Origin of the sequence: Helcobacillus sp. ACRRO, assembly GCF_022347125.1 — a bacterium.
GTDB classification, from domain to species: Bacteria; Actinomycetota; Actinomycetes; order Actinomycetales; family Dermabacteraceae; genus Helcobacillus; species Helcobacillus massiliensis.
Window position 1 is genome coordinate 85,618 of the sequence record NZ_JAKRNG010000004.1, and the last position, 24,509, is coordinate 110,126.

General features: G+C 67.4%; 21 protein-coding genes. 7 read left to right on the forward strand and 14 right to left on the reverse strand.

Annotated elements, in window-relative coordinates; translation table 11 throughout:
• Nucleotides 1-34 precede the first annotated feature (34 nt).
• Nucleotides 35-1,438: a 3-deoxy-7-phosphoheptulonate synthase class II gene (locus MHY20_RS02500; protein WP_239374387.1), complete on the reverse strand. Its 1,404-nt coding sequence runs from the start codon at nucleotides 1,436-1,438 to the stop codon at nucleotides 35-37.
• Between the two features lie 81 nt (nucleotides 1,439-1,519).
• Nucleotides 1,520-2,380 carry a lysophospholipid acyltransferase family protein gene (locus MHY20_RS02505; protein WP_239374390.1) on the reverse strand — a complete coding sequence of 287 codons (861 nt, stop codon included), beginning with the start codon at nucleotides 2,378-2,380 and terminating at the stop codon, nucleotides 1,520-1,522.
• Nucleotides 2,381-2,418: 38 nt separating this feature from the next.
• Here MHY20_RS02505 and MHY20_RS02510 point away from each other — a divergent pair, with 38 nt between their 5' ends.
• The 4 genes from MHY20_RS02510 to MHY20_RS02525 all read left to right on the forward strand — a co-directional run bounded on the left by MHY20_RS02510 (nucleotide 2,419) and on the right by MHY20_RS02525 (nucleotide 7,133).
• Nucleotides 2,419-3,168, forward strand: coding sequence for an alpha/beta fold hydrolase (locus tag MHY20_RS02510; RefSeq protein WP_239374393.1), 750 nt, complete (start codon nucleotides 2,419-2,421; stop codon nucleotides 3,166-3,168).
• A gap of 83 nt (nucleotides 3,169-3,251) precedes the next feature.
• Nucleotides 3,252-5,066, forward strand: coding sequence for an AMP-dependent synthetase/ligase (locus MHY20_RS02515; protein ID WP_183374173.1), 1,815 nt, complete (start codon nucleotides 3,252-3,254; stop codon nucleotides 5,064-5,066).
• A 6-nt stretch (nucleotides 5,067-5,072) separates the two neighbouring features.
• On the forward strand, nucleotides 5,073-6,710 hold the full coding sequence (locus tag MHY20_RS02520; RefSeq protein ID WP_275436441.1) for a DEDD exonuclease domain-containing protein: 1,638 nt from the start codon (nucleotides 5,073-5,075) through the stop codon (nucleotides 6,708-6,710).
• Between the two features lie 141 nt (nucleotides 6,711-6,851).
• Nucleotides 6,852-7,133 (forward strand): Lrp/AsnC ligand binding domain-containing protein, encoded by a 282-nt coding sequence (locus tag MHY20_RS02525; protein WP_183374171.1) that lies wholly within the window; start codon nucleotides 6,852-6,854, stop codon nucleotides 7,131-7,133.
• Between the two features lie 81 nt (nucleotides 7,134-7,214).
• On the opposite strand, the gene MHY20_RS02530 is transcribed toward MHY20_RS02525, so the two are convergent.
• From MHY20_RS02530 to MHY20_RS02545, 4 genes are read right to left on the reverse strand one after another with little or no spacing between them, the layout of a single operon-like run.
• A complete protein-coding gene (locus MHY20_RS02530) occupies nucleotides 7,215-8,864 on the reverse strand; it encodes a ubiquinol-cytochrome c reductase cytochrome b subunit (RefSeq protein ID WP_239374398.1) in 1,650 nt (549 codons plus the stop codon).
• A gap of 6 nt (nucleotides 8,865-8,870) precedes the next feature.
• Complete coding sequence (locus MHY20_RS02535) at nucleotides 8,871-9,962, reverse strand: Rieske 2Fe-2S domain-containing protein (protein ID WP_239374400.1); 1,092 nt, start codon at nucleotides 9,960-9,962, stop codon at nucleotides 8,871-8,873.
• Nucleotides 9,959-10,759 (reverse strand): cytochrome c, encoded by an 801-nt coding sequence (locus MHY20_RS02540; RefSeq protein WP_183374161.1) that lies wholly within the window; start codon nucleotides 10,757-10,759, stop codon nucleotides 9,959-9,961. Before MHY20_RS02540 ends, MHY20_RS02535 begins: the two co-directional genes overlap by 4 nt.
• Nucleotides 10,760-10,811: 52 nt before the next feature.
• On the reverse strand, nucleotides 10,812-11,519 hold the full coding sequence (locus MHY20_RS02545; RefSeq protein WP_239374402.1) for a heme-copper oxidase subunit III: 708 nt from the start codon (nucleotides 11,517-11,519) through the stop codon (nucleotides 10,812-10,814).
• A gap of 285 nt (nucleotides 11,520-11,804) precedes the next feature.
• On the opposite strand from MHY20_RS02545, the gene trpD reads away from it, so the two are divergent.
• On the forward strand, nucleotides 11,805-12,878 hold the full coding sequence (trpD, locus tag MHY20_RS02550) for an anthranilate phosphoribosyltransferase (protein ID WP_239374404.1): 1,074 nt from the start codon (nucleotides 11,805-11,807) through the stop codon (nucleotides 12,876-12,878).
• 93 nt (nucleotides 12,879-12,971) lie between these two features.
• On the opposite strand, the gene MHY20_RS02555 is transcribed toward trpD, so the two are convergent.
• From MHY20_RS02555 to MHY20_RS02580, 6 genes are all read right to left on the reverse strand, one after another.
• Nucleotides 12,972-13,388: a cytochrome c oxidase subunit 4 gene (locus MHY20_RS02555; protein WP_183374155.1), complete on the reverse strand. Its 417-nt coding sequence runs from the start codon at nucleotides 13,386-13,388 to the stop codon at nucleotides 12,972-12,974.
• Nucleotides 13,389-13,394: 6 nt separating this feature from the next.
• A complete protein-coding gene (gene ctaD, locus MHY20_RS02560) occupies nucleotides 13,395-15,032 on the reverse strand; it encodes a cytochrome c oxidase subunit I (protein ID WP_239374447.1) in 1,638 nt (545 codons plus the stop codon).
• Nucleotides 15,033-15,127: 95 nt separating this feature from the next.
• A complete protein-coding gene (gene coxB / locus MHY20_RS02565; RefSeq protein WP_183374154.1) occupies nucleotides 15,128-16,036 on the reverse strand; it encodes a cytochrome c oxidase subunit II in 909 nt (302 codons plus the stop codon).
• 325 nt (nucleotides 16,037-16,361) lie between these two features.
• On the reverse strand, nucleotides 16,362-16,724 hold the full coding sequence (locus MHY20_RS02570; RefSeq protein WP_239374406.1) for an iron-sulfur cluster assembly accessory protein: 363 nt from the start codon (nucleotides 16,722-16,724) through the stop codon (nucleotides 16,362-16,364).
• 128 nt (nucleotides 16,725-16,852) lie between these two features.
• Entirely contained in the window at nucleotides 16,853-17,119 is a 267-nt protein-coding gene (locus MHY20_RS02575) for a hypothetical protein (RefSeq protein ID WP_183374150.1), read from the reverse strand.
• Nucleotides 17,116-18,486 (reverse strand): dipeptidase, encoded by a 1,371-nt coding sequence (locus MHY20_RS02580; protein ID WP_239374408.1) that lies wholly within the window; start codon nucleotides 18,484-18,486, stop codon nucleotides 17,116-17,118. The genes MHY20_RS02575 and MHY20_RS02580 overlap by 4 nt, the downstream gene beginning before the upstream one ends.
• Nucleotides 18,487-18,620: 134 nt before the next feature.
• Here MHY20_RS02580 and MHY20_RS02585 point away from each other — a divergent pair, with 134 nt between their 5' ends.
• A complete protein-coding gene (locus MHY20_RS02585; protein WP_183375290.1) occupies nucleotides 18,621-19,271 on the forward strand; it encodes a DUF3043 domain-containing protein in 651 nt (216 codons plus the stop codon).
• Nucleotides 19,272-19,347: 76 nt separating this feature from the next.
• Here MHY20_RS02585 and aspS read toward each other — a convergent pair whose 3' ends face one another.
• On the reverse strand, nucleotides 19,348-21,144 hold the full coding sequence (gene aspS, locus MHY20_RS02590; RefSeq protein WP_239374410.1) for an aspartate--tRNA ligase: 1,797 nt from the start codon (nucleotides 21,142-21,144) through the stop codon (nucleotides 19,348-19,350).
• Between the two features lie 517 nt (nucleotides 21,145-21,661).
• On the opposite strand from aspS, the gene MHY20_RS02595 reads away from it, so the two are divergent.
• Complete coding sequence (locus tag MHY20_RS02595; protein ID WP_239374450.1) at nucleotides 21,662-23,464, forward strand: DEAD/DEAH box helicase; 1,803 nt, start codon at nucleotides 21,662-21,664, stop codon at nucleotides 23,462-23,464.
• Between the two features lie 78 nt (nucleotides 23,465-23,542).
• Here the strand turns inward: MHY20_RS02595 and MHY20_RS02600 are convergent, their stop codons facing one another.
• Entirely contained in the window at nucleotides 23,543-24,499 is a 957-nt protein-coding gene (locus tag MHY20_RS02600; RefSeq protein WP_239374413.1) for a nucleoside hydrolase, read from the reverse strand.
• Nucleotides 24,500-24,509 lie beyond the last annotated feature (10 nt).

Here is a 24,509-nt window from a genome sequence, read left to right on the forward strand (position 1 = left end):
GTGCATATGGTTCGACCGCGGTGAGCGGCAGGGGTCAGTCGCGCTTGGCGCGCTGCAGCATCTCCCCCACCAGGAACGCGAGCTCCAGGGACTGGGTGTGGTTCAGGCGCGGGTCCACCAGCGTCTCGTAGCGGCGGGTCAGGCCCTCTTCATCCAGTTCACCGGTACCGCCGAGCACCTCGGTGACGTCATCGCCGGTGAGCTCCATGTGCAGGCCGCCGGGGATCGTCCCAGCCTCCTGATGGGACTCGAAGAAGCCGCGCACCTCATCCATGATGTCCTCGAAGCGGCGGGTCTTGTAGCCGTTCGAAGAGGTGATCGTGTTGCCGTGCATCGGATCGGTCACCCAGGTGATGGGGGCCCCGTCGGCCTTGACCTCCTCCAGCAGCTTCGGCAGACGCTCACGGATCGTGGAGGCGCCCATGCGGGTGACGAACGTGAGGCGCCCCTCTTCGCGCTCGGGGTTCAGCAGGTCGATGAGGCGCTTGGCGTCGTCGGCAGTGGCGGTGGGGCCGAGCTTCACCCCGATGGGGTTGCGGACCTTCCGCAGGAAGTCGACATGGGCGCCGTCCAGCTGACGGGTGCGCTCACCGATCCACAGGAAGTGGCCGGAGCAGGCGTAGATCTCGCCGGTGCGGGAGTCCACGCGGGCGAGCGCCTCCTCGTAGTCGAGCAGCAGGGCCTCATGGGAGGCGTAGAGCTCCACCAGCTTCAGCGGTTCGAAGTCGACCCCGCAGGCCTCCATGAACTGGAGGGCCTGGCCGATCTCATCGGCGAGGCGCTCGTACTTCGTGTAGCCCTTGGAGCGGACGAAGCCGCGGTTCCAATCGTGCACCTGGCGCAGGTCGGCGAAGCCGCCGCCGGTGAAGGCGCGCATCAGGTTCAGGGACGACGCCGCGGTCGTGTACATCCGCCACAGCCGCTCCGGATCCGGGATGCGGGCCTCGGGGGTGAACTCGTAGCCGTTGACGGCATCACCGCGGTAGCTGGGCAGGGTGACGCCGTCGCGAGTCTCCTCATCGGAGGACCGGGGCTTCGCGAACTGGCCCGCCATACGGCCCATCTTGATGACGGGAGTGGACGCGGAGTACGTGAGGATCGCAGCCATCTGCAGAATGGTCTGGATCTTGTTCTTGATGCGGTCCGCGGTGGAGTCCTGGAAGGTCTCAGCGCAGTCACCGCCCTGCAGCAGGAACGCTTCACCACGGGATGCCGCCGCGAGGCGGGAGCGGACGAGGTCGACCTCGCCGGCGAAGACCAGCGGCGGGGCGGAGCGGAGGCGGTCGAAGACATCGCCGAGCTTCTGCTCATCCGGCCATGTGGGCTGCTGCACGCGCGGATACTCGCGCCATGCCGAAAGCTCCGTGAGGGCTTCGTTCTCGGCAGACAGTCCGAAGGCATGGCGGGTATTGGCGCTGAGCGGCGAATGAATAGTCACGCTGCGATCGTAGCGAGGCGCCCGGTCGGGGCAAATTCCGGGACCGGGCGTCCACCGTTCGGACACCCGGGCAGACTCCGCTCAGTCAGCCATGACGGCCGACGCCTTCCGCATCCGCGCACGGTGATCCACAGCGTACTCATCCACCTGCTCCTGACCGGTCATCGCCGCCAGGCGCGCCATCACCAGATCCGTCAGGGCGCGGATCTCCTCCTGCGAGGCGGGAGCACCTGATGCGCAGCCGACGGATGCCGGCATCCCGTCGGCCCCCTCCCCCGACTTCGGGGGATCCGACCGCTCGGCGCGCCGGTCGCCCGGCTGCTCAGCCTGCAGGGTCCCCATCGGCTCAGCATGCCGGTCCCCCACCTGCTCAGCCCGTAGGGCTTCCAGCTCGGTGCGCAGATCGATCGCCTCCCCCACCTCAATCCGGATGCGGGGCTGGAGGCGCGGGAAGACCGACCGGCCGTGACCGGCCTGGAACGCGCCGTGGATCGCGACCGGGTGGATCGGGGCGCCGCCGGCGAGAGCAACGCGCACCGCACCGGTCTTCCCCTTGAACAGTCGACCGTCCGGGCTGCGCGTCCCCTCCGGGTACACGCCGATCAGCTCGCCTTCGCGCAGCACCTCGGCAGCGCTGTCCAGGGTGCCGTTGGCGGTTCCGCCGCCGGAGCGGTTCACCGGGATCACGCACACGCTCAGCAGGAAACGTCGCGCCACCCAGCCGGCCGCACCGGGACGGGTGAACAGGGAGTCCTTCGCGAGGATGTGCACCGGTCGGCGCATCAGCGCCGGCAGCATCCACGTCTCCGCCACCGACGCATGGTTGGAGCACAGCACCGCGGCGTACCCGGCGGACAGGCGGTTCTCGCCGGTCAGGGACGCGCGCCACACACGGCGCGCCAGGACCGTCGCAACAGGCTTGGCAAGGCGGTAGATCAGCATGGGACCTCAGAATGGGAGCGGGATGGCACCATGGTCTCATGACCCCTCAGCAGCGCACCGCCCTCATGCTCCACGGCTTCACCGGCACTCCCGGCTCCATCGAACCGTGGGCCCGCCGCTTCCGGCAGCAGGGCTGGAGCGTCTGCACTCCCACCCTCGCCGGCCACGGCACCACCTGGCAGGAGATGGGACGCACCACCTGGCCCGAATGGCTCCACGGCCCCGAGGAGGACCTGAAGCGCCTCGCTCGTGACACCGGCGGTCCGATCGTGGTGGCGGGCCTGTCGATGGGCGGCACCACCGCCCTCGCCCTCGCCGAACGCCACCCCGACCTCGTTGCCGCCGTTCTGCTCGTCAACCCCGCTCTCGGCGTGAAGAGCCCCGTGGCGCGGTTCGCGTTCTGGCTGCAGCACATCGTGCCGTCCGTGCCGAGCATCGCCTCCGACATCAGGAAGCCCGGGGTGCGCGAACCCGCCTACCCCCGCGTTCCCGTCGCGTCCGTCGCGGAGCTGAACGGCTACACCGCGCACGTGCGCGCTCGTCTGGACCGCATCCGGTGCCCCATCTGGCTCGCCACCTCCACCGTGGACCACCTGGTCGCCATCAGCGACTCCGATGACATCGAATCCGGTGCTGTCAACGCCGCCGGCATCACCCGCGTCACCGCCGAGAACAGCTGGCATGTCGCCACCCTCGACCATGACGCCGACATGATCGCGGAGGAATCCGAGCGCTTCGCTGCGCGTACACTGGAGCGTCTGCGGAATCCGTCGGTCCGCCTTCGGTGATTCGACGAGCACAGATCGCCCCCGGCGCGTAGGATCGGATGCGCACCGCGAAACCGCGCGCCCTGTCAGATGAGGAGTTCTCAGTGAAGCAGTTCGAAACCCCGATCGCCGCCAGCGGACGAGATGACGAGAACTCCACCGACCTCCTGCTCCTGCGGGAGCGCCGCGACCCCAGCGCCCCCATCTTCGAACGCCAGCTCACCCCCGGCACCTGGTCGCCGCTGCCGGTGTCGCAGTTCATCACCCAGGTCCGCCAGCTCGCCCAGGGCCTGCTCGACCAGGGTCTGCAGAGCGGCGACGTGGTCGGCATCATGTCCCGCACCCGCTACGAATGGTCCCTGATCGACTGGGCCGTCTGGTTCGCCGGCGGGGTCAGCGTCGCCATCTACGAGACCTCCTCCCCCGGCCAGATCGAATGGATCGCCTCCGATTCCGGTGCGAAGTTCCTGTTCGTGGAGACCACCGGGCACGCGCAGGACGTCGAACAGGTCGCCTCCTCCCTGCCGAACCTGCAGGAAGTGTTCATCATCGACTCCGGCGACATCGAGCGCATCAGCGCCGACCGCGCCGTCCTCGACATGGACCGCCTCGAAGAGGCGCGCCGCAGCCGCGTCAAGGACGACGTCGCCACCATCATCTACACCTCCGGCACCACCGGCCGGCCCAAGGGCGCCGAGCTCACTCACGGCAACTTCATGGACACCTCCCTGAACGCTCAGGCGCTCCTCGGACACCTCGTCCTGCCGCCGGGCAGTCGTCTGCTGATGTTCCTGCCGCTCGCGCACGTGTTCGCCCGGATGATCGTGCACCTCGCCACCGTCGACGACACGATCACCGGCTTCACCCCGGACGCCAAGCACCTCCTGGACGACCTCGGCACATTCAAGCCGAACCTCCTGCTCGCCGTGCCGCGCGTGTTCGAGAAGGTGTACAACGGCGCCGAGCAGAAGGCCATCGCCGACGGCAAGGGGAAGATCTTCCAGCGCGCCGTGGACATCGCCTGCCGCTACTCCGAGGGCATCAGCAACGGACGCATCCCCCTCGCAGTCAAGCTGCAGCACGCCGTGTTCGATAAGCTCGTGTACTCCAAGCTGCGCGCCCTCATGGGCGGCGACCTGAAATGGGCCATCTCGGGCGGCGCACCGCTCAGCCCGCGCCACGCCCATTTCTTCCGCGGCCTCGGCGTCACCATCCTCGAAGGGTACGGCCTGACCGAAACCACCGCACCGCTGAGTGTGTGCGTCCCGTGGAACCACAAGGTCGGCACAGTGGGCCCGCCGCTGCCCGGCGCCGCTGTCCGCATCGCCGACAACGGTGAGATCCACGCCAAGGGCGTCATGGTGTTCAAGGGCTACCACAACAACCCCGAGGCCACCGCCGAAGCGAAGACCAGCGACGGCTGGTTCAACACCGGAGACGTCGGCACCCTCGACGACGACGGCCACCTGACGATCACCGGCCGCTCCAAGGAGCTCATCGTCACTGCGGGCGGCAAGAACATCTCCCCCGCCCAGCTCGAGGACCAGATCCGCTCCAACCCGCTGATCTCCCAGTGCATGGTCATCGGCGACCAGAAGCCGTTCGTGGCCGCCCTGATCACCCTCGATGAGGAGATGCTCCCCACCTGGCTGAAGAACCACGGCCTGCCGGAGATGTCCGCCACGGACGCCGCACGCGAGGAGGCGGTGCTCGCTGAGGTTCAGAGCGCCGTCGATGCCGCGAACAGCTCCGTGTCCCGCGCTGAATCGATCCGCAAGTTCGAGATCATCGACCGCGACTTCACCGAGGAATCCGGTTACCTGACCCCGTCGCTGAAGCTGAAGCGGAACGTTGTGGTGAAGGACTACGCCGAGGTCATCGACCGCATCTACTCCGGCCCGAAGCCCGGGAAGAGCTGACAGGCGCTGCCCACCCAACCCAGCTTCGAGGACCTCGGCCCCGCCCTCCAGGACGTGGAGTTCGTGGTCGTCGACCTCGAAACCACCGGCACCAGCGCCGATTCCGACGCCATCACGGAGATCGGCGCTGTCCGCGTGCTCGGCGGCGAGGTCACCGGCGAATTCCAGACGTTCGTGGACCCGCAGCGGCCCATCCCCGCCTACATTGCGCGCCTCACAGGCATCAACGACCGCATGGTCGCCGGCGCCCCCACCATCAGCGCTGTGCTGCCGATGTTCCTCGAATTCGCCCGCGGCACCGTGCTCGTGGCGCACAACGCGAAGTTCGACATCGGCTTCCTCCGCGCCGCCGCCGCCCGCACCGACTACGCGTGGCCGAAGCACACCGTGGTGGACACCCTCACCCTTGCGCGCCGCACCTTCCCTCGCGGTGAAGTGCAGAACCACCGCCTCGGCACCCTCGCCGCCCACGTCGGCGCCACCGTCGTCCCCAACCACCGGGCCCTCTCCGACGCCCGCGCCACCGTGGACGTCCTCCACGAGATCATCGCCCGACTCGGCGGCATCGGCGGCACCCACCTGTACGACCTCACCCGCTCCGGGAAGCAGGCCACCCCGGCCCAGCTGCGCAAACGCCACCTCGCCGACGGCATACCTCCGGGCCCCGGCGTGTACACCTTCATCGGCGCCGACGGGGCCGTCCTGTACGTCGGGAAGTCCATGAACCTCCGGTCCCGCGTCCGCTCCTACTTCTCCCCGTCCGAAACCCGCCGCAAAGTCCTCGACATCATCCCGCTCACCGAACGGGTCGACGTCATCGAATGCGCCAGCGACACCGAAGCCTCTATCCGGGAGCTGCGGATGATCGCCGAGCAGCGTCCACCCGCGAACAGGCAGGGACTGCGCCCCAGCGCCGGGCACTGGCTGCGCCTCGGCGCCGGCGCCGCCGGACTGCGAGCAGCACGCACGACGAAGCCTGAGGACGACGGCACCGTCCAGATCGGGCCGCTGCGCTCCCACCACCATGTGGAGCCGATGCGCTCCCTTCTGTACCGGTCGATCCTCGGCCCCGACGCCCAGTTCGGCCCCACTCGCGGTGACGACTCGTTCCACCAGCGGATGCGCCGCGCAATGACAACGGACCCCTCGGAGGTCCTCGACGACGTCGCGCACCGGCTGCGGGCCCTCACCACCTCCGGCCGCTTCGAGGACGCCGCACAGCTGCGCGAACGCACTGAGGCGTTCCTCGAGGCGGCTGCCCGCGCACAGCGCCTTCGTGAAATCGCCGAGGTTCCGTTCATCGTCGCCACCCGGCGCCACCGCGTCTCCGAGTCATCACCGTGGATCTGGGAGACCCTCGCCATCCGTCACGGTCGACTCGGAGCCGTCCTCGCCCTCCCCAGCCACGGGGACCCCGTTGCGTCCGTGGAGCATCTGCGCCGCATCTCCGCCGACGAAGCGGACAAGCACGCGCCCCTCTGCTTCGGGTACTGGGGGGAGGCAGAGCTGATCCTCCACTGGCTGCAGCAGGACGGCGTCCGGATCGTGCACGTCGACGGCGACTGGTCGAGCCCCGCTACTGGCGCGTTCGACCTCGGCGCTCTCAGCCGCGCGTTCGCCCGCACCGCTGCTGCGACCGATTGAGCACCCGCTGCACGGTCCGCCTCCGCTTCCCTGGCCCGGGGCGATAGTGTGGGAGCCACCCGCCCGCACTCGGCGCCGGCAGCATCCATTGCGTCGCGTCATACCGGCCGACGGGTGCTCACCCTGCAGAAAGGCTCCCCTATGATCACCGCGATCGTCTCCATCACCGTCGAATCCGATCAGATTCCCGAAGTCGCGCAGAAGATCGCGAACACCGAAGAAGTGAGCAAGGTGTACTCGGTGACCGGCGACGTCGACCTCATCGCGGAGGTGCGGGTCCGCGAACACGAAGAGCTCGCCGACGTCATCGCCGGCACGATCTCCAAGGTGCCGGGCGTGGTCTCCACCACCACCAACATCGCGTTCCGCACATACTCCTCGGACGATCTCGACGCCGCGTTCGACCTCGGCGCCGTCAATTGACGCCCAGTCCTGACCACAGGACGAAGGCCCGGCCCCCACACGGGGACCGGGCCTTCGTCATCACGAGAGTGACTCAGCGGATCACGGCTCCAGCTCACGGTACGGACCCGTCAGCGCCTCGATCTTGTGGCGCTCATGGCCACCGTGCTCGAGGGCCGCGCGCAGCTCACGCGGGGTGACCGGATCGATCTGGTCCTTGAAGAAGAAGCTCGATGCCTTCGCGCGCAGACCCGACACACCGTTGCCCTCCTTGAGGGGACGGAAGGTGTCGTGCTGCACCAGGGTCCAGCGCTCGTACTCGTTGAGCGGCTCGTGGATCTCCAGCATCTCGCCGTTCTCCATCCGGACCACCTTGGCGGTCTCCACGCCGTGGAGGACCAGGTCGCGCTTGTGGCGCTGGATCGCCAGGCAGATCCGCTTCGTGACGATGAACGCCACGACCGGAGCCACGAAGAACCCGATGCGGTACAGCCAGGTGAGGTCGTTGATGGAGATGTGGAACGCGATGGCGACGAGGTCATTGGTCGCGCCCAGGACGAGCAGGATGTACTCGGTGATCCAGGCGACGCCGAAAGCGGTGCGGACCGGAGCGTTGTACGGCAGGTCCAGCACGTGGTGCTCACGGTCATCACCGGTCACCCACTGCTCGAGGAACGGCCACAGGGCCAGAGCAGCGAGGAACAGGCCGTAGAACACCATCGGGATCAGCATGTTCAGCGAGATCACGTATCCGAAGATGGTGAACTCCCAGCCCGGGATCAGACGAAGACCGCCATCGGTGAACAGCATGTACCAGTCCGGCTGCGAACCAGCGGACACCGGCGACGGGTCATACGGGCCATAGGCCCACACAGAGTTGATCGACACGGTCGCGGAGACCAGGGCGATGAGACCGAACACAATGAAGAAGAAACCGCCGGCCTTCGCGGTGTACACCGGGAAGAGCGGGTAGCCCACGACGTTGCGGTCGGTGGCGCCCGGGCCCGGGTAGTGGGCGTGCTTGTGCACGACCAGCATCACCAGGTGGATCGCGATCAGGCCCATGATGGCCGCGGGGACCAGCAGGATGTGAATCGTGAACAGGCGCGGGATGATGTCCGTGCCGGGGAATTCGCCGCCGAACAGCAGCATCGACATGTAGGTGCCGACGAGCGGGATCGACTTCATCAGGCCATCCGCGATGCGCAGGCCGTTGCCGGAGAGGACGTCGTCCGGCAGGGAGTAGCCCGAGAAGCCGGCGACCATGCCGAGGATCATCAGGCTGAAGCCGACGAGCCAGTTCAGCTCACGCGGCTTGCGGAACGCACCGGTGAAGAACACGCGGAACATGTGCACGAAGATCGCGACCATGAACAGCAGCGCTGCCCAGTGGTGCATCTGGCGGAACAGGAGACCGCCCTTGACCTCGAAGGAGAGGTCGAGGGTGGACGCGTAGGCGCGGGACATCTCCAGGCCGTACAGCGGTTCGTAGATGCCCTCGTAGGTGACTTCGTCCATGGAGGGAACGAAGAACATGGTGAGGAACGTGCCGGAGATCAGCAGCACGACGAAGCTGTACAGCGCCACCTCGCCGAACATGAACGACCAGTGGTCGGGGAAGACCTTCCGGGCGAAGTTCTTCACCACGCTGGACATGCTGGTGCGCTGATCGATCCAGTCGGCACCGACGGAGCCGAGCTTGAAAGCGCGGCCTTCGGGGTTCAGCAGCCCCTGCTTCTCAGTTGTCGACACGATCAATCACTTGTCCTTGTGGAGGTTCCAGAAGCTGGGTCCGATCGGCTCCGGGAAGTCGTCGGTCGCAACGAGGTAGCCCTCGTCATCAACTTCAATGGGCAGCTGGGGCAGCGGGCGGTGGGCCGGGCCGAAGATGACCTTGGCACCGTCGGTGACGTCGAACGTCGACTGGTGGCACGGGCACAGCATGTGGTGGGTCTGCTGCTCGTAGAGCGCCACCGGGCAGCCCACGTGCGTGCAGATCTTCGAGAAGGCGAGGATGCCTTCGTAGCCGTTGCTCAGCGACTCCTGGTTCTTGGCATCGGCCGGGTCGATGCGGACCAGAACCGCAGCGGCCTTCGCGCGCTGCTCAAGGAAGTCGTGCTCGTTGTTCTCGTGGGTCAGACCGTCCGGCATGACGTGGAAGATCGAGCCGACGGTGACATCGGAGGCCTTGATCGGCGTGTTGTCGTGGTCGCGGACGATGCGCAGCGGCTCCTTCTTGGCCTTGGCCCAGAAGGTGTGGTGCAGCTTGTTGCCCGGCAGCGGCCCGAGGGTAGAGATCGGGAAGAGCACTGCGATCGGCAGCACAGCGAGGGCTCCGACCATGGAGGCGACGATCAGCGGGCGACGTGCCACACCGGACTCGTCCAGACCATCAACGATGATGCCCGAGGCCTCTTCGCGCACCGGGCTGGTGCGGCTGTAGATGTGGCGCTCCTCGGTGACCTCATGGTCCGGCATCAGGGTCTTCGCCCAGTGCACGGCGGCTGCACCGATGAAGAACATGGCGACGGCCAGGCCGATGCCGGTGAAGAGGTTCGACCACTTCACCGCCTGCAGGGTCTTGGACTCAGCCAGCAGGTTGAACCCCATCGGGGTGAAGAGGAAGTAGCTGGCGATGAAGATCGCGGTGCCGATGATCGACAGGATGAACATCCCGGCCACCATCTTCTCGGCCCGACGCTCAGCCTTCGGATCGAGATCGGACTGACGGTACTCGTGAGGAGGGAGTCCCGGGTTGACGAACCCGCCGTCTTCCTTGGCGACAACAGCGCTGACGCCGCGGTGCGGCTGCGTGCCGTCGTGGTTGTGGGAATGGTCGTTGTGTGTCACTTTGCTTTAGCTCCCAGCCAGTAAGCACATCCGAGGATCAGTGCGAGGAAGACGGTCCAGGCGAAGAGGCCCTCAGTCACGGGGCCGAGCGAACCGAGCGAGTAGCCGCCCGGGGAGCCGTTCTCATCCAACTTGTTGAGGTACGCGATGACGTCGCGCTTGTCCTCGGGGGTGAGGTTGTTGTCATTGAACACCGGCATGTTCTGCGGGCCGGTCTCCATCGCCTCGTATACGTGGGTCGGCTCGACATCCAGCAGCGGCGGAGCGAACTTGCCGCGGGTCAGAGCACCACCGGAACCGGAGGCGTTGTGGCACATGGCGCAGTTGATGCGGAAGATCTCGCCGCCCTTGGCCGGGTCGCCCTTGGCGGGGTCCACAGCGTCCGCGGAGGGGATCTCCGGACCGGGGCCGAGGGATGCGACGTAGGCGCTGAGCTGCTTGGTCTGCTCATCGTTGAACTGGGCGGGCTTCCGGTGCGCCTGCGGACCGGACTCCTGCATCGGCATACGACCGGTGCCGACCTGGAAGTCCACCGAAGCAGCGCCGACGCCGATCAGGGACGGGCCGGAGGTGTTGCCCTCGCCGTCGATGCGGCCCTCGCCCTTCATGCCATGGCAGGTGGCGCAGTTGGCGACGAAGAGATCGCGGCCGGCGTCGATGTCGGCCTGACTGGCCGACTGCGCGGAGGCGTCTTTCGGGGACAGAGCAACGAACAGACCGCCGGTGGCGAGCAGAGCCATCAGCAGGATGGCCAGGAACGCCAGCGGGTGGTGACGATGCTGGGCTAGTGCCTTCACAGGTCAGACCTCGATTCGTGGGATGGGGAAAGAGTGCGCATGCGGGGGCGGCTCAGAAGAACGTCCAGTTGCCCTGCATGGTGCCCAGGATGACCGGGTCGAGCAGGTAGACAACGGCGAACAGAGCGACCCAGACCACATCGACGAAGTGCCAGTAGTAGGACACGCAGATCGCAGAGACCTCTTCGTGATGGGTGAAGCGCTTGGCGGCGAACGCACGAGCCAGCACGAGGAGGAAGGCGAGCAGGCCGCCGATCACGTGCAGTCCGTGGAAGCCGGTCGCGAGGAAGAAGATGGAGAAGTGCGGGGAGGCGGAGAAGGAGGCGCCCGCGTGGGCGAGCTCGGCGTACTCGAAGGCCTGGCCGGACACGAAGATGGCGCCGAGGATGAATGTGAGGGTGAACCACTCGATCAGGCCCCACTTGGCGATGTTCAGGATGCTGCCCTGACGGCTGCGGATGCGCTTCTCAGCGGCGAACACACCGGCCTGGCAGGTGAACGAGCTCGCCACCAGGATCAGGGTGTTGGTGACCGCGAAGGCCAGCTTGAAGTGCTCCTGACCCTGCAGGAACACCTCGGGGACCACGCTGTACAGCGTGAAGTACATGGCGAAGAGCGCACCGAAGAACATGAGCTCACTGGAGAGCCAGACGATGGTCCCCACCTGGGTGGCGTTCGGGCGGCTCACAGGGCTCGGGGCGGCGGAGTGCGCTCCATGCGAAGCATGCGAGGTAAGACTTGCTGTAGACACGTTTCCCATTATCGCGTGTGATCGGCCGAAATGGGGCTCAGACACGGCACCGAGACCCACTTTGCTGCTGAGGGCATGGCACACCACGCCTCGACGGGGTTCAGCATACCGATCTTCGACCTCTTTGAGAAACCGGAGAGGCCCTCCGGAGCAGCCCTGGCCCGCGGTGTCGATTGGATCGCTCCGGCGAGGAGAGCGAAGTCACCATGACCGGGCGTAGTGCGAGGTGACAGCGGTACGGAGCCTGGGTGGACGCCGCCGCAGACGGTCTGGACAGGATGAGATGATGATCGCATGACGACTCCCGGAACCTCCCCCACCTGGCGTTCACTCACCTCCGCCCTCCTGCGCAAAGAGAACCTCGATTCCGCATCGGTCCGATGGGCGATGGCGGAGGTGATGGACGGAGCTGTTGAGCCGGTCTCGCTCGCCGGGTTCCTGGTGGCCCTGGAAGCGAAGGGGCCGACGGTGACAGAAGTGCGGGCCCTCGCCGATGAGATGGTGGCGCACGCCCGCACTTTCACCGCGCCGACGGGAGCTGTCGACATCGTCGGCACCGGTGGAGACGGCGCCAACACCGTCAACATCTCCACCATGGCCTCCGTGGTGATCGCAGCGAGCGGACTGCCCGTGGTGAAGCACGGCAACCGGGCCGCCTCATCGAAGTCCGGGGCCGCCGACTGCTTGGAGCAGCTCGGTGTTCGCCTTGACCTCCCGGCGGGCGACGTCGCCGCCATGGTGGAGAAGGTCGGGATCACCTTCTGCTTCGCACAGGTCTTCCACCCGTCCATGCGCTTCGCTGCCCCCGCTCGTAAGGGCCTGGGGCTGCCAACCGTGTTCAACATCCTCGGCCCGATCACGAATCCGGGCCGCGTCGAGGCCTCGGCCGTCGGCGTGGCCTCAGCCAGCATGGCTCCGGTGATCGCCGGAGTGTTTCAGGAGCGCGGAGCGTCCGCTCTGGTGTTCCGAGGACGCGACGGTCTGGATGAGCTGACCATCGCCGACGACTCCGATGTGTGGGAAGTGCGCGGAGGCGAGATCCGCCCGCACGTGCTCAATCCGTCCGAACTGCTGGGACTGCGTAAGGCTCCCCTGTCGGAGCTGGTGGGCGGCTCGCCCGCTTACAACGCAGAGGTGGCCCGCCGCATCTTCGACGGTGAGCGCTCCGCTGCACGCGATGCCGTCCTCCTCAACGCAGCAGCCGGCATCACCGCGGCCGCCGGCATCGGTCAGGAGCCCTCCGACGGCTTCGAGGACCGCTTCAGTGCCGCTTTCGCCCGTGCGGAGGAGACGCTGGATTCGGGGCGGCCGGCGGAGCTGATCGAGACGTGGGCCTCAACGTCGCAGGAACTGTTGGCGGCCCGCTGAGGAAGCTTCCACCGCTGCCCTGCCCGGGTATGACGAAAGGGGCGATCCATCCGAGGATGGATCGCCCCTTTCGTGTCTGATCGGGTCAGTCGATCAGTGGGCGTGGAATCCTGTGGAGTGCGCCATCACCCAGGTGATCACGCCGTAAGCGGCCACGATGAAGCCGAGCACCATCAGCCACCAGCCGATCGGCAGACCGATGAAGACCAGCGACGCACCGAGCGATGCCCAGAGCGGCGCCCAGGAGTACGGAGCGAAGGTGCCCTGCACGCCGGCTTCGTCATGGACCTCGCCTGCGTGGTCGTCCTGCGCCTGCTTGTTGAACCGGCGGCTCGTCATCATCGAGTAGACCGACATCATGAACATCAGTCCGGAGAGGCCGAAGATGGCGGGAACGCCCACCCATTCGAAGCCGGACGGCTCATAGGTGCCGGTGAGGAAGGTGTAGGCCACCCCGACGATGATGAAGAAGAATCCGCAGATCGCGGTGATGCGGGCAAACGTATTCATGGAGTGTCAGTTCCCCTTCCGCGCCGCAGCTGCAGCGGTGACAGCATCAGCGTGCATGTGGTCGGTCGCTGCGACATCCGGGAAGCGGAGGTCGAAGGCCGGACGCTCGGAGCGCACCGGGGGCAGCGAGTGGAAGTTGTGGCGCGGCGGCGGGCAGGTGGTCGCCCACTCGAGCGAAGCGCCGTAGCCCCACGGATCGTTCTCGGTGACCTTGTGGCCCTTGAGGTGGGTGAGCACCACATTCAGCAGGAACGGCAGGGTCGAGGCACCGAGGATGAACGCACCGACGGTGGACACCTGGTTCATGAACGCGAAGCCGTCCTCAGCCAGGTAGTTCGGGTAGCGACGCGGTGCGCCCTCCACACCCATGAAGTGCTGGATGAGGAACGTGAGGTGGAAGCCGACCATCAGCAGCCAGAAGTGGATGCGGCCAAGGCGCTCATCCAGCTTGTAGCCGAACATCTTGGGCCACCAGAAGTAGAATCCGGCGAACATCTCGAAGGCGATAGTGCCGAAGATGACGTAGTGGAAGTGCGCCACCACGAAGTAGGTGTCCTGGAGGTGGAAGTCCAGCACCGGGGTGGAGAGGATGACGCCGGTCAGACCGCCGAAGAGGAAGGTCGTGAGGAACCCGAGGGTGAACAGCATCGGGGTCTCGAACGTGATCGAGCCTCGCCACATGGTGCCGATCCAGTTGAAGAACTTCACGCCGGTCGGCACGGCGATGAGCATCGTCATGAAGGCGAAGAAGCTCAGCATGACCGCACCGGTGGTGTACATGTGGTGCGCCCACACGGTCACGGACAGAGCGGCGATCGAGATCGTCGCGTACACCAGGGTCTTGTAGCCGAAGATCGGCTTACGGGAGAACACCGGGATGACCTCCGAGGCGATGCCGAAGAACGGCAGGGCGAGCACGTACACCTCGGGGTGGCCGAAGAACCAGAACAGGTGCTGCCAGAGCACCGGTCCGCCGTTGGCCGGGTTGAAGATGTGCGCGTCGTAGATGCGGTCGGCGCCGAGTGCGAACAGGGCGGCGGCCAGCGGCGGGAACGCCATCAGCACCAGGATGCCGGTGATGAGGATGTTCCACGTGAAGATCGGCATGCGGAACATGGTCATGCCCGGCATGCGCATGCAGATGATCGTGGTGATGAAGTTGACCGAGCCGAGGATCGTACCGAAGCCCTGCATGGCCAGGCCGAACACCCACAGGTCTCCGCCGAGGCCCGGGGAGAAGGTCGTATCGCTCAGCGGGGCGTAGGCGAACCAGCCGAAGGATGCCGCGCCCTGCGGGGTGAGGAAGCCGGCGCAGGCGATGAGCGCACCGAAGCCGGTCACCCAGAAGGCGAACATGTTCAGGCGCGGGAACGCCATGTCCACGGCGCCGATCTGCAGCGGCACGAGGTAGTTGGCGAAGCCGTTGAACAGCGGGGTGCCGAACATCAGCAGCATGATCGTGCCGTGCATGGTGAACAGCTGGTTGTACTGGTCCTTGGAGACGACGACCTGGAGGCCGGGCTCCCACAGCTCAGCGCGGATCAGCAGGGCGAGCACGCCGCCGAAGCAGAAGAACGCGAACGCCATCACCATGTACATGATGCCGATCAGCTTGTGATCGGTGGTGGTGAGCATGCCCATGATCTGCTTGCCGAGCGAGGTCTCAGCGCGCGCGGGCTTGAACTGGGTCTGCTCGGGAGTGTGCGAACCGGTCGCTGCCCGAGGTGCTGATTGCGTGGTCACTTCGCACCATCCTCACGACGATTCTGGATCGTCTCCTGGTTCTTGTCCCGCATGTTCCAATCCTTCTGCATGCGGTTGAGGTCGTTGCTGAGCTGCCCCTCGTAGCCCTGTTCGCGCAGTTCCTTCATGTGAGCGTCGAACTCCTCCTGGGACACGACCTTCAGGTTGAAGAGCATGTCCGAGTGGTACTCGCCGCACAGCTCCGCGCACTTGGCGGGGAAGGTGCCCTCAGCGGTCGGCGTCACCTGGAAGACGGTGGTGTGCCCCGGGAAGATGTCCTTCTTGTAGAGGAAGTCGACGACCCAGAAGGAGTGGACGACATCGCGGGAGTCGAGCTGGAACTCGACGGTCTTGTTGACTGGAACGTAGAGGACCGGCAGATCCTTCTCGGCGCCGGGCTCGCCGGTGCGGAAGGACTGGACGCCGGCGGGTTCGTGGACGTCATCATCCACGTAGTTGAAGTCCCACGCCCACTGCTTGGCCACGACGTTGACGGTGTAATCGGGATCGGCCTTCAGGTTCTCGATCTCGTTGATGTCACGCTGGGTGAAGTAGAACAGCGTCATGATCATGACGACGGGGATCAGCGTGAAGGTGAGCTCGATCGGCACGTGGTAGCGCAGCTGCACCGGGAAGCCCTTGTCGTGCTTCTTCCGGCGGTAGGCGATGGCGCACCACATGGCCAGGCCCCACACGAGGAGGCCGACAGCCAGCAGCGTCATCCAGGATCCGGTCCACATCGAAATGATGCGGCCGGTCTGGTCAGTCACCTCTTCAGGGGTGCTTTGCGGGAGGAATCCACGTTTCTGCTCGGCTGTACAGCCCACCAGCGCTAGCGACACGAGGGCTGTGGCAGCGAGCGCCTTCGGAGCCCTGCGGCTGCGTTCCGTGGTTTGGGGAATCACAGGCTGACCTTCCAATCACCGACCGTCAGCCGCCCGAGGAGCGGGGCGAGGCGGTCGACTCGACGTATAAGGGGCATCGGTTCCTGCTGTTCGCCCGCCGGACGCACTGATCCGGCGCTTCCCAGCGGACAGCATGGTTCCGCTCGATCATCATACGCGAGATTGAGCACGATGCAGACTCCAGGCCCCGCGTGCCGCAAAAATGTGAGATGCCCGCCGTCAGCGGCGTCGGCGCACCTCGGCCGAGAACGCCGAATGCGGCGCCCCGCGATGGGAGCGCCGCATTCGTGCAGACGAGAAGGGCGCGCAGCGCACCCACGTGCGATCAGGCGAAGGAGTCGCCGCAGGCGCAGGAGCTCCCAGCGTTCGGGTTGTCGATGGTGAACCCCTGCTTCTCGATGGTGTCGGAGAAGTCGATGGTCGCACCGATGAGGAACGGCACCGAGTTCTTGTCCACCACGACCCCAACGCCGTTGAAGTCGACCGTGGCGTCACCGTCGAGGAGTCGCTCATCGAAGTAGAGCTGGTAGATCAGACCGGAGCAGCCTCCTGGCTGCACAGCGATCCGCAGGCGGAGGTCGTCGCGTCCCTCCTGCGCGAGGAGGGACTTCACCTTGTCAGCAGCGACATCGGTCAGTTCGACGCCGTGCGCCGGTGCGGTCTTCTGCTCGCCAGCCGTGGTGGTCATAGAGGGATCCTCCCGTGATCGACAGTACGTGCCTCCCACCCTACGCCGGAGCACTGCGGTCGGCGGGACCGAGGGTCCCGGCGCAGGATGGGGAACAGCCGTGTGTGCTAATTGTGCAACACGATCTTTTACATATTCAACAGGGCGACGAGCATGATGCCGGTGTACCCGATCACCATGCCTCCGAGCCCCATCAGCACCGGGTTGCGCACCCCCGGCTTCGAGGCGGCCAGCATCACCCCGCCCAAAGCCACCAGGCCACCGATCACTGCGCCCCACGGGCCGATGATATAGCCGAGCAGGAAGCCGAGGACGAGCCCGCCGAAGGTGAACGGGACGGTCGCCGGGTGCACCGGCTGACTTGTGCGGTCCTCGTCGCGCAGGGGGCTGCTCATCGGCCGCCACCGGCTGCGGCGGCGCCGCGCAGGATGTGCGCTTCGGCGAGGCAGACGTGCTCGAAGTCACCGAGGTGCAGCGACTCGTCGATGCCGTGCGCTCGCGAATCCGGGTCCTCCACACCGGTGACGAGGACCTCCGCCTCCGGGAACACCTCGAGCAGGTCGGCGATGAACGGGATGGAGCCGCCCAGCCCGGTGTCGACCGGCTTCACGCCCCAGGACGCCTCGAAGGCGGCGCGGGCGAGCTTCATGCCGGCGCTGTCGGCGGGGGCGAGGAACGGCTTGCCCATCTCACCGGGGGTCACGGTGACCTCCGCGCCGTTCGGGGTGTTCTCCTTGACGTGCTGGATCAGCGCTTCCATCGCCGCCTCCGGGTCCTGTCCGGGCGCGAGGCGCAGCGATACCTTCGCGCGGGTGGAGGCGATGATCGTGTTGGACGCCTGCTGCACGGGGGTGGCGTCGATCCCGATGATCGAGAGGGCCGGCTTGGTCCAGAGTCGACCGGTGAGCGAGCCGGTGCCGGACAGGCCGAGGCCGTCGGGCACGCCCGCGTCGCGACGGAGGTCCGCTTCGTCCATGTCGACGTCGGGCTCCTCGGCCTGGTACAAACCCTTGATCGCAACGGACCCGTCGGCGTCATGGAAGGTGGCGATGAGCCGTCCCAGCTGGGTGGGGGCGTCGAGGATCGGCCCGCCGAACATGCCGGAATGGACCGGGAAGTCGAGCACGCGGACGTCGATGACGGCGTCCACCAGGCCGCGCAGGCTGGTGGTGAGCGAGGGCTGCCCAATCTTCCAGTTGGAGGAGTCGGCGACGATGATGATGTCCGACTCCATCGCGTCGCGGTGCTTCTCGATGAAGGGGCGGAAGGTGGGCGAGCCCCACTCCTCTTCGCCTTCGATGAAGACGGTGACGCCCACACCGGATTCGTCGAGCTCCTCGCGCAGGGCACGCAGGGCGGTGACGTGGGCCATGATGCCGGCCTTGTCGTCGGCGGCTCCGCGGCCGTACAGGCGACCGTCCCGTTCCTCCGGCTCGAACGGTGCGGAGGTCCAGGCGTTCTCGTCACCGACGGGCTGAACGTCGTGGTGGGCGTAGAGCATGACGGTCGGCATGCCGTCCGCGGCGGGACGCCGGGCGAGCACAGCGGGCGCTCCCCCGTCGACGCTGTCGATCTCGACCTCGGGCATGCCGGCCTCGCGCAGCAGGCCGGCGACCGCCTCCGCGCTCCGGGCCACATGGGACTGGTCGTACCCGTCGAAGGCGATCGAGGGGATGCGCACGAGGCTCTTGAGGTCCTCGACGGCTTCGGGCATCAGCTCCGCGATGCGGGCGGTGAGCTTCGGGTCCGCGGTGACGGTCATGGCTGGGATGTTCTCCTTCGTCCGACGGGTGCCGCCTGTGCAGCGGCGCACTGGCTCCACCGTATCGCGCTGGTCGCAGTCACTCCCCCGCCCTGCCCGGGTCCCGCTCCTTCTCGCCTACACTGGGCGGCGTGATGAACACCAGTCGTGAGAAGAAGAAGCGCGGCGGCTCGACCGCCGTGGGCGCCGCTCCTGCGGGCGCCGAGAAGTCAGTGCCCACCCCCGTCGCCGCGGAGAAGCCGGCGAAGTCCGGGGGCAAGGGCCGCCCCACCCCGAAGCGCCGCGATGCGCAGGCCGCCCGCCAGCGTCCGCTCGTGCCCTCGGATCGCAAGGAGGCGCGCCGACGGAACCGGGAGCGCGTCAACGAGGCCCGCAGCAAGCAGAACCGGGCGCTAATGACCGGCGACGAGGCGAACTACCCGCTGGCGCATGCCGGACCGGAGCGCCGCCTGGCCCGCGATGTGGTCGACTCCCGCTTCAACGTGGCCGAGTGGCTGCTGCCGTTCGCCCTGGTGACGCTGACGCTGCCGCTGATCCTGCAGCTGGTGAGCCCGGCCCTGTACTCGAAGGTGGGGCTGACGCTGATCATCGTGCTGTGGGCGGGTGTGATCGTCGCGGTGCTCGACCTCATCCTGCTGCGCTCGAAGGTGCGCCGCGCCATGGTGGACCGCTTCGGCTCCGTGCCGCCGGGGATGGTGAGCTACGCGCTGCTGCGCGCCACGAACATCCGCCGCCTGCGGATGCCGCGCCCGATGATCAAGCGCGGCGAAGCGCCCCGCGCCTGAGCCGCAGCGTTCGTCCGGACGAACAGAAGAGCCGGTCCCTCCTCGGGGACCGGCTCTTCTGCTGTGCGACGGCTTCTCAGGCCTCGGCGTTCTCCGCAGCAGCCTCCGCCTCGTCCTTCTTCTTCGGCTTGGCATCCACGCCGGCTTCCTTCCGCTGCTGAGCGGTGATCGGAGCGGGTGCCTCGGTCAGCGGGTCGAAGCCGCCGCCGGTCTTCGGGAACGCGATAACCTCGCGGATGGAGTCGACCTTGGCGAGGAGGGCCACGATGCGGTCCCAGCCGAAGGCGATGCCGCCGTGCGGCGGGGCGCCGTACTTGAACGCCTCCAGCAGGAAGCCGAACTTCTCCTGCGCCTCCTCCTCGGAGATGCCCATCACCTGGAAGACGCGCTTCTGCACATCCTCCTGGTGGATGCGGATGGAGCCGCCGCCGATCTCGTTGCCGTTGCAGACGATGTCGTAGCCGTAGCTGAGGGCGGACGCCGGATCGGTGTCGAAGGTGTCGAGGAATTCCGGCTTCGGGGAGGTGAACGCGTGGTGCACGGCGGTCCAGGCGCCGGAGCCGACGGCCACATCACCGGCGGCGACGGCGTCACCGGCCGGCTCGAACATGGGCGCGTCCACCACCCACACGAACGCGAACTCGTCGTCGTCGATCAGGCCGAGCTTCTCGGCGATCTCATTGCGGGCGGCGCCGAGCAGGCCACGGGAGCCCTTGGCGTCACCGGCGGCGAAGAACACGCAGTCGCCCGGCTGGGCGCCGGTCTTCTGGGCGAGGCCGGCCTTCTCCTCATCGGAGAGGTTCTTGGCGACGGGTCCGCCGAGGGTGCCGTCCTCCTGGATGAGGACGTAGGCGAGGCCCTTCGCACCGCGCTGCTTCGCCCATTCCTGCCAGGCGTCGAGCTGGCGGCGGGGCTGGGAGGCACCGCCGGCCATCACGATCGCACCGACGTACGGGGCCTGGAACACGCGGAACGGCGTGTTCTGGAAGTACTCGGTCATCTCGGTGATCTCAAGGTCGAAGCGCAGATCCGGCTTGTCGGAGCCGTAGCGGCGCATCGACTCCGCGTAGGTGATGCGCGGGATCGGGGTGGTGACCTCGACGCCGATGGTGGCCCAGATGTTCTGCAGCAGCTGCTCGGTGAGGGCGATGATGTCGTCCTGGTCCACGAAGCTCATCTCGACATCGAGCTGGGTGAACTCGGGCTGGCGGTCCGCGCGGAAGTCCTCGTCGCGGTAGCAGCGGGCGAGCTGGAAGTAGCGCTCCATGCCGCCGACCATCAGCAGCTGCTTGAACAGCTGCGGCGACTGCGGCAGGGCGTACCAGGAGCCGGGTGCGAGGCGCGCCGGGACGAGGAAGTCGCGGGCGCCCTCGGGGGTGGAGCGGGTCAGGGTCGGGGTCTCGACCTCGACGAAGCCCTGGTCGATCAGGGTGGTGCGCGCTGCCTGATTGACGGCGGAGCGCAGGCGGAGGATCTTCGCGGGGCCGCTGCGGCGCATGTCGAGGTAGCGGTAGCGCAGGCGGGCCTCTTCACCGACGTCGGAGTGCTCGTCCAGCTGGAACGGGAGTGCGGCCGACGGGTTCAGCACCTCGACCGTGTCCGCTATGACTTCGATGGTGCCGGTGGGCAGGGCATCGTTCTCGTTGCCTTCGGGGCGCTTCTCGACCGTGCCGGTCACCTTCAGCACGTATTCGCTGCGGAGGTGGTGGGCGTCCTCTTCGCGGACCACGACCTGAGCGACGCCCGAGGCGTCCCGCAGGTCGAGGAAAGCGACGCCGCCGTGGTCGCGGCGACGACCGATCCAGCCGGCCAGGGTGACGGTCTGTCCGATGTGCTCCTCGCGGAGCTCACCGGCGTTGTGAGAGCGCAGCATGCAGAATCCTTCGCCTTGTGCGTGTATGAGGGTACGAGTGCGTCCATCGTATCCTCCGCCCCGGGCCGAGGTCGGGCTCCGTCGACCGGCCGGCGGAGGACGTGAGGGATGTCGCCACCCGAGTGCCTATCCGCACGGCTGTCCGATCGGTAGTGTGGAGGAAGCACTTGATCGGCGGCCTCCTGCTCGGTGACCACCGAGGATGACGCCATGGGTCGCGGTTCGCCTCCTGGTACCGAACCGCTCGTGCGGCGCTTCGAACGCCGCGAGTCTCAAGTGAACGACGAGAGCGCGCGGACTACTGGGATCGGGCGTTCACTGCCCCGATTGGAAGCCTTTGACCGCACTCGAGCAGCCCTGCGCTGCCCTTGACCTGCCCACCACCGCCGCCACCGCGAACGACACCACCCCCACCACAGCGACGCATTCAGCCGCCCAGCCCGCATCGGCGGACTCCGCAGGGTCCCCTGAGGCCCTTTGTTCGGCTCCCGCGTCCATCGAAGAAGCGCAGGAGCGTATGAACGAGAACATCGACACCACCGACCCCACCGCCACCACCGAGGATGCGGCCGTGACCTTCGCCGACCTCGGCCTTCCGCCGGCCCTTCTGGACGCCGTCACCGAGATCGGATTCGTCACCCCCTCCCCCATTCAGGAGAAGGCCATTCCGGCGCTGCTGAACGGCGAGGACGTCATCGGCGTGGCCCAGACCGGCACCGGCAAGACCGCCGCGTTCGGTCTGCCGATGCTGGCGCACACCGACCCCTCGTCCACCGCGACGCAGGGTCTGGTCCTGGCACCGACCCGCGAGCTCGCCATGCAGGTGGGCGATGCGATCCAGGACTTCGCCCGCAACATGCCGGGCGTGCGCGTGCTGTCCATCTACGGCGGCTCCCCCTACGGCCCGCAGGAGAAGGCGCTGGAGCGCGGTGTGCAGATCGTGGTCGGCACGCCCGGCCGCGTCATCGACCACCTCAAGCGCGGCAACCTTCGCCTGGGCGACCTGCAGACCCTCGTGCTCGATGAGGCCGACGAGATGCTCCGCATGGGCTTCGCCGAGGACGTCGACGAGATCCTCGGATTCGTCCCGGAGGAGAAGCGCATGGCGCTGTTCTCCGCCACCATGCCGCCAGCGATCAAGCGTGTGGCCGACGAGCACATGCCCAGCGCCGTCAGCGTCGCCGTGGCGCGCCAGTCCACCACCGTCACCAGCGTGGAGCAGAGCTACGCGGTGGTGCCGTTCAAGCACAAGACCGGTGCGCTCACACGGGTCATCGAGACCAGCGATGCAGACGCTGCGATCGTGTTCGTCCGCACCCGCAGCGCTGCTGAAGAGGTCGGCACCGCCCTGGTGGGACGCGGCATCGTCGCCGCCACCATCTCCGGTGACGTCGCGCAGAAGGAGCGCGAGCGCATCGTCGGCCGCCTGCGCGAGGGCTCCCTCGACGTCCTGGTCGCCACCGATGTCGCCGCTCGCGGCCTCGACGTGGAGCGCATCGGCCTGGTCGTCAACTTCGACGTCCCCGGTGAGCCGGAGGCGTACGTGCACCGCATCGGCCGCACCGGCCGCGCCGGCCGCACCGGCAAGGCCATCACCTTCGTGGCGCCGCACGAGCGCCGCAAGCTGAAGAACATCGAGCGCGTGACGCGCCAGGAGCTCACCGAGGTCCAGGTTCCGACCCCGCTGGACGTGTCCCGCCACAAGATGCAGCGCGTCCTCGGCGAGGTGCAGACCCGCCTGGACGCCGGCCGACTTAGCCTCTACCACGAGCTGATCTCCGAACACCTGGAGAGCACCAACATCTCTGCCGAGCAGCTCGCCGCTGTCCTCGGCGCCATGGTGGTGGGCGATGACGGCCCCCGCCGCGACGATGAGGAGTTCACCGGTGCGTCGTTCCGCGACCAGGGCCGCGACCGTGATCGCGCGAATCGCGGCGATCGGGGCAGCCGTGACGGCGGTCCGCGCGACCGCAGCCGCGGCCCGCGCACCACGAGCCCCGGCTTCACCTCCTACCGGATCAGCGTGGGCCGCAACCACGGGGTGCGCCCGCAGGCCGTGGTCGGGGCCATCGCCGGCGAGGGCGGCCTGAACGGCAAGGACGTGGGCAAGATCGATATCTTCCCGTCGTTCTCCCTGGTCGAACTGCGCAACGGCGTGAGCGAGGACCAGCTCGCGGCGATCGGTCGCGCCCGTGTGGCCGGCAAGCAGATGCGCATCGCTGAGGACCGCGGCCCCGGCGGCGGCAAGGGCGGACACCGCGGCTTCCGCGGTGGGCGCGACCGCAACTTCGGCGGACGCGGCCGCGACCGCCGATTCTGATCGCACACAGATGACGGGGCGCCCTCCTGCTGGAAGGGCGCCCCGTCGTCGTGCGCCCCGGTCTGCGGAGCGCGGGCGTCAGAGGGAGACGAGCGCCTCGCGCAGCTGCGGAGCCAGGTCGCTGGTAGTGCGCAGAACGACTGCGACGTTCGCACCTGGGGTGTCGGGAATGGACTCCACCGGCACATCGGAGGGCAGGTCGCAGATCACGCGACCGCGCTGAGTCCCGGTGGTGCAGTCCACCCGCACACGCACGATGGGGGCGACGGCAGCGCTGATGCCCTCCACGGCGATCGCGGCGGCCAGCGGGTCGTGCAGGGCGGCAGCGCGGCGGCCGTAGAAGCCGACGTAGAACTGGAAGTAGTAGTCCAGCATCTCGGCGACATGGCGGCCGAACTGCCCGGAGGCGGCGAGCGCCTGCCGGTCCTCCTCTTCGAACGTGTTGGTGAGGGTGACGTCCAGCGGCACCACGGTGATGTCCCACGGGGCGCCGAACACGACCTGCGCACCCTCGGGGTCATGCTTGATGTTCGCTTCGGCGGCCTGGCTGACATTGCCGGGAACGAGGGCTGCTCCGCCCATGATCGTCACCCGTGCGACGCGCCGCGGCAGGGTCGGGTCCTTCTCCACCGCGCGGGCGATGTTGGTCAGCGGACCGACGGCGATGATGTGCAGCTCCCCGGCGTGGTCGTGGGAGAGGCGCAGAAGCATGTCCACGGCGCTCTCCTCCACCGGGGAGGCCGACGGGGCGGGCAGCTCCACTGCGCCGGTGCCGCGCGCGCCGTGCACGTGCGGCGCGCCGCCGTCGTAGTTGCCGTGGAGGAAGTCGTTGGAGCCGACGGCGACGGGCACCTCGGTGCGGCCGGCGAGTTCGAGGAGGGCGAGCGCGTTCGTGGCGCCCTGTGCGGCGTTGGTGTTGCCGCTGACGGTGCCGATGCCGAGCAGGTCCACGTCCTCCGCAGCGAGCAGGTAACCGATCGCGAGGGCGTCGTCGATGCCGGGGTCGCAGTCCAGGTAGATCTTGTGCGCGCTCACGCGGTTCCTT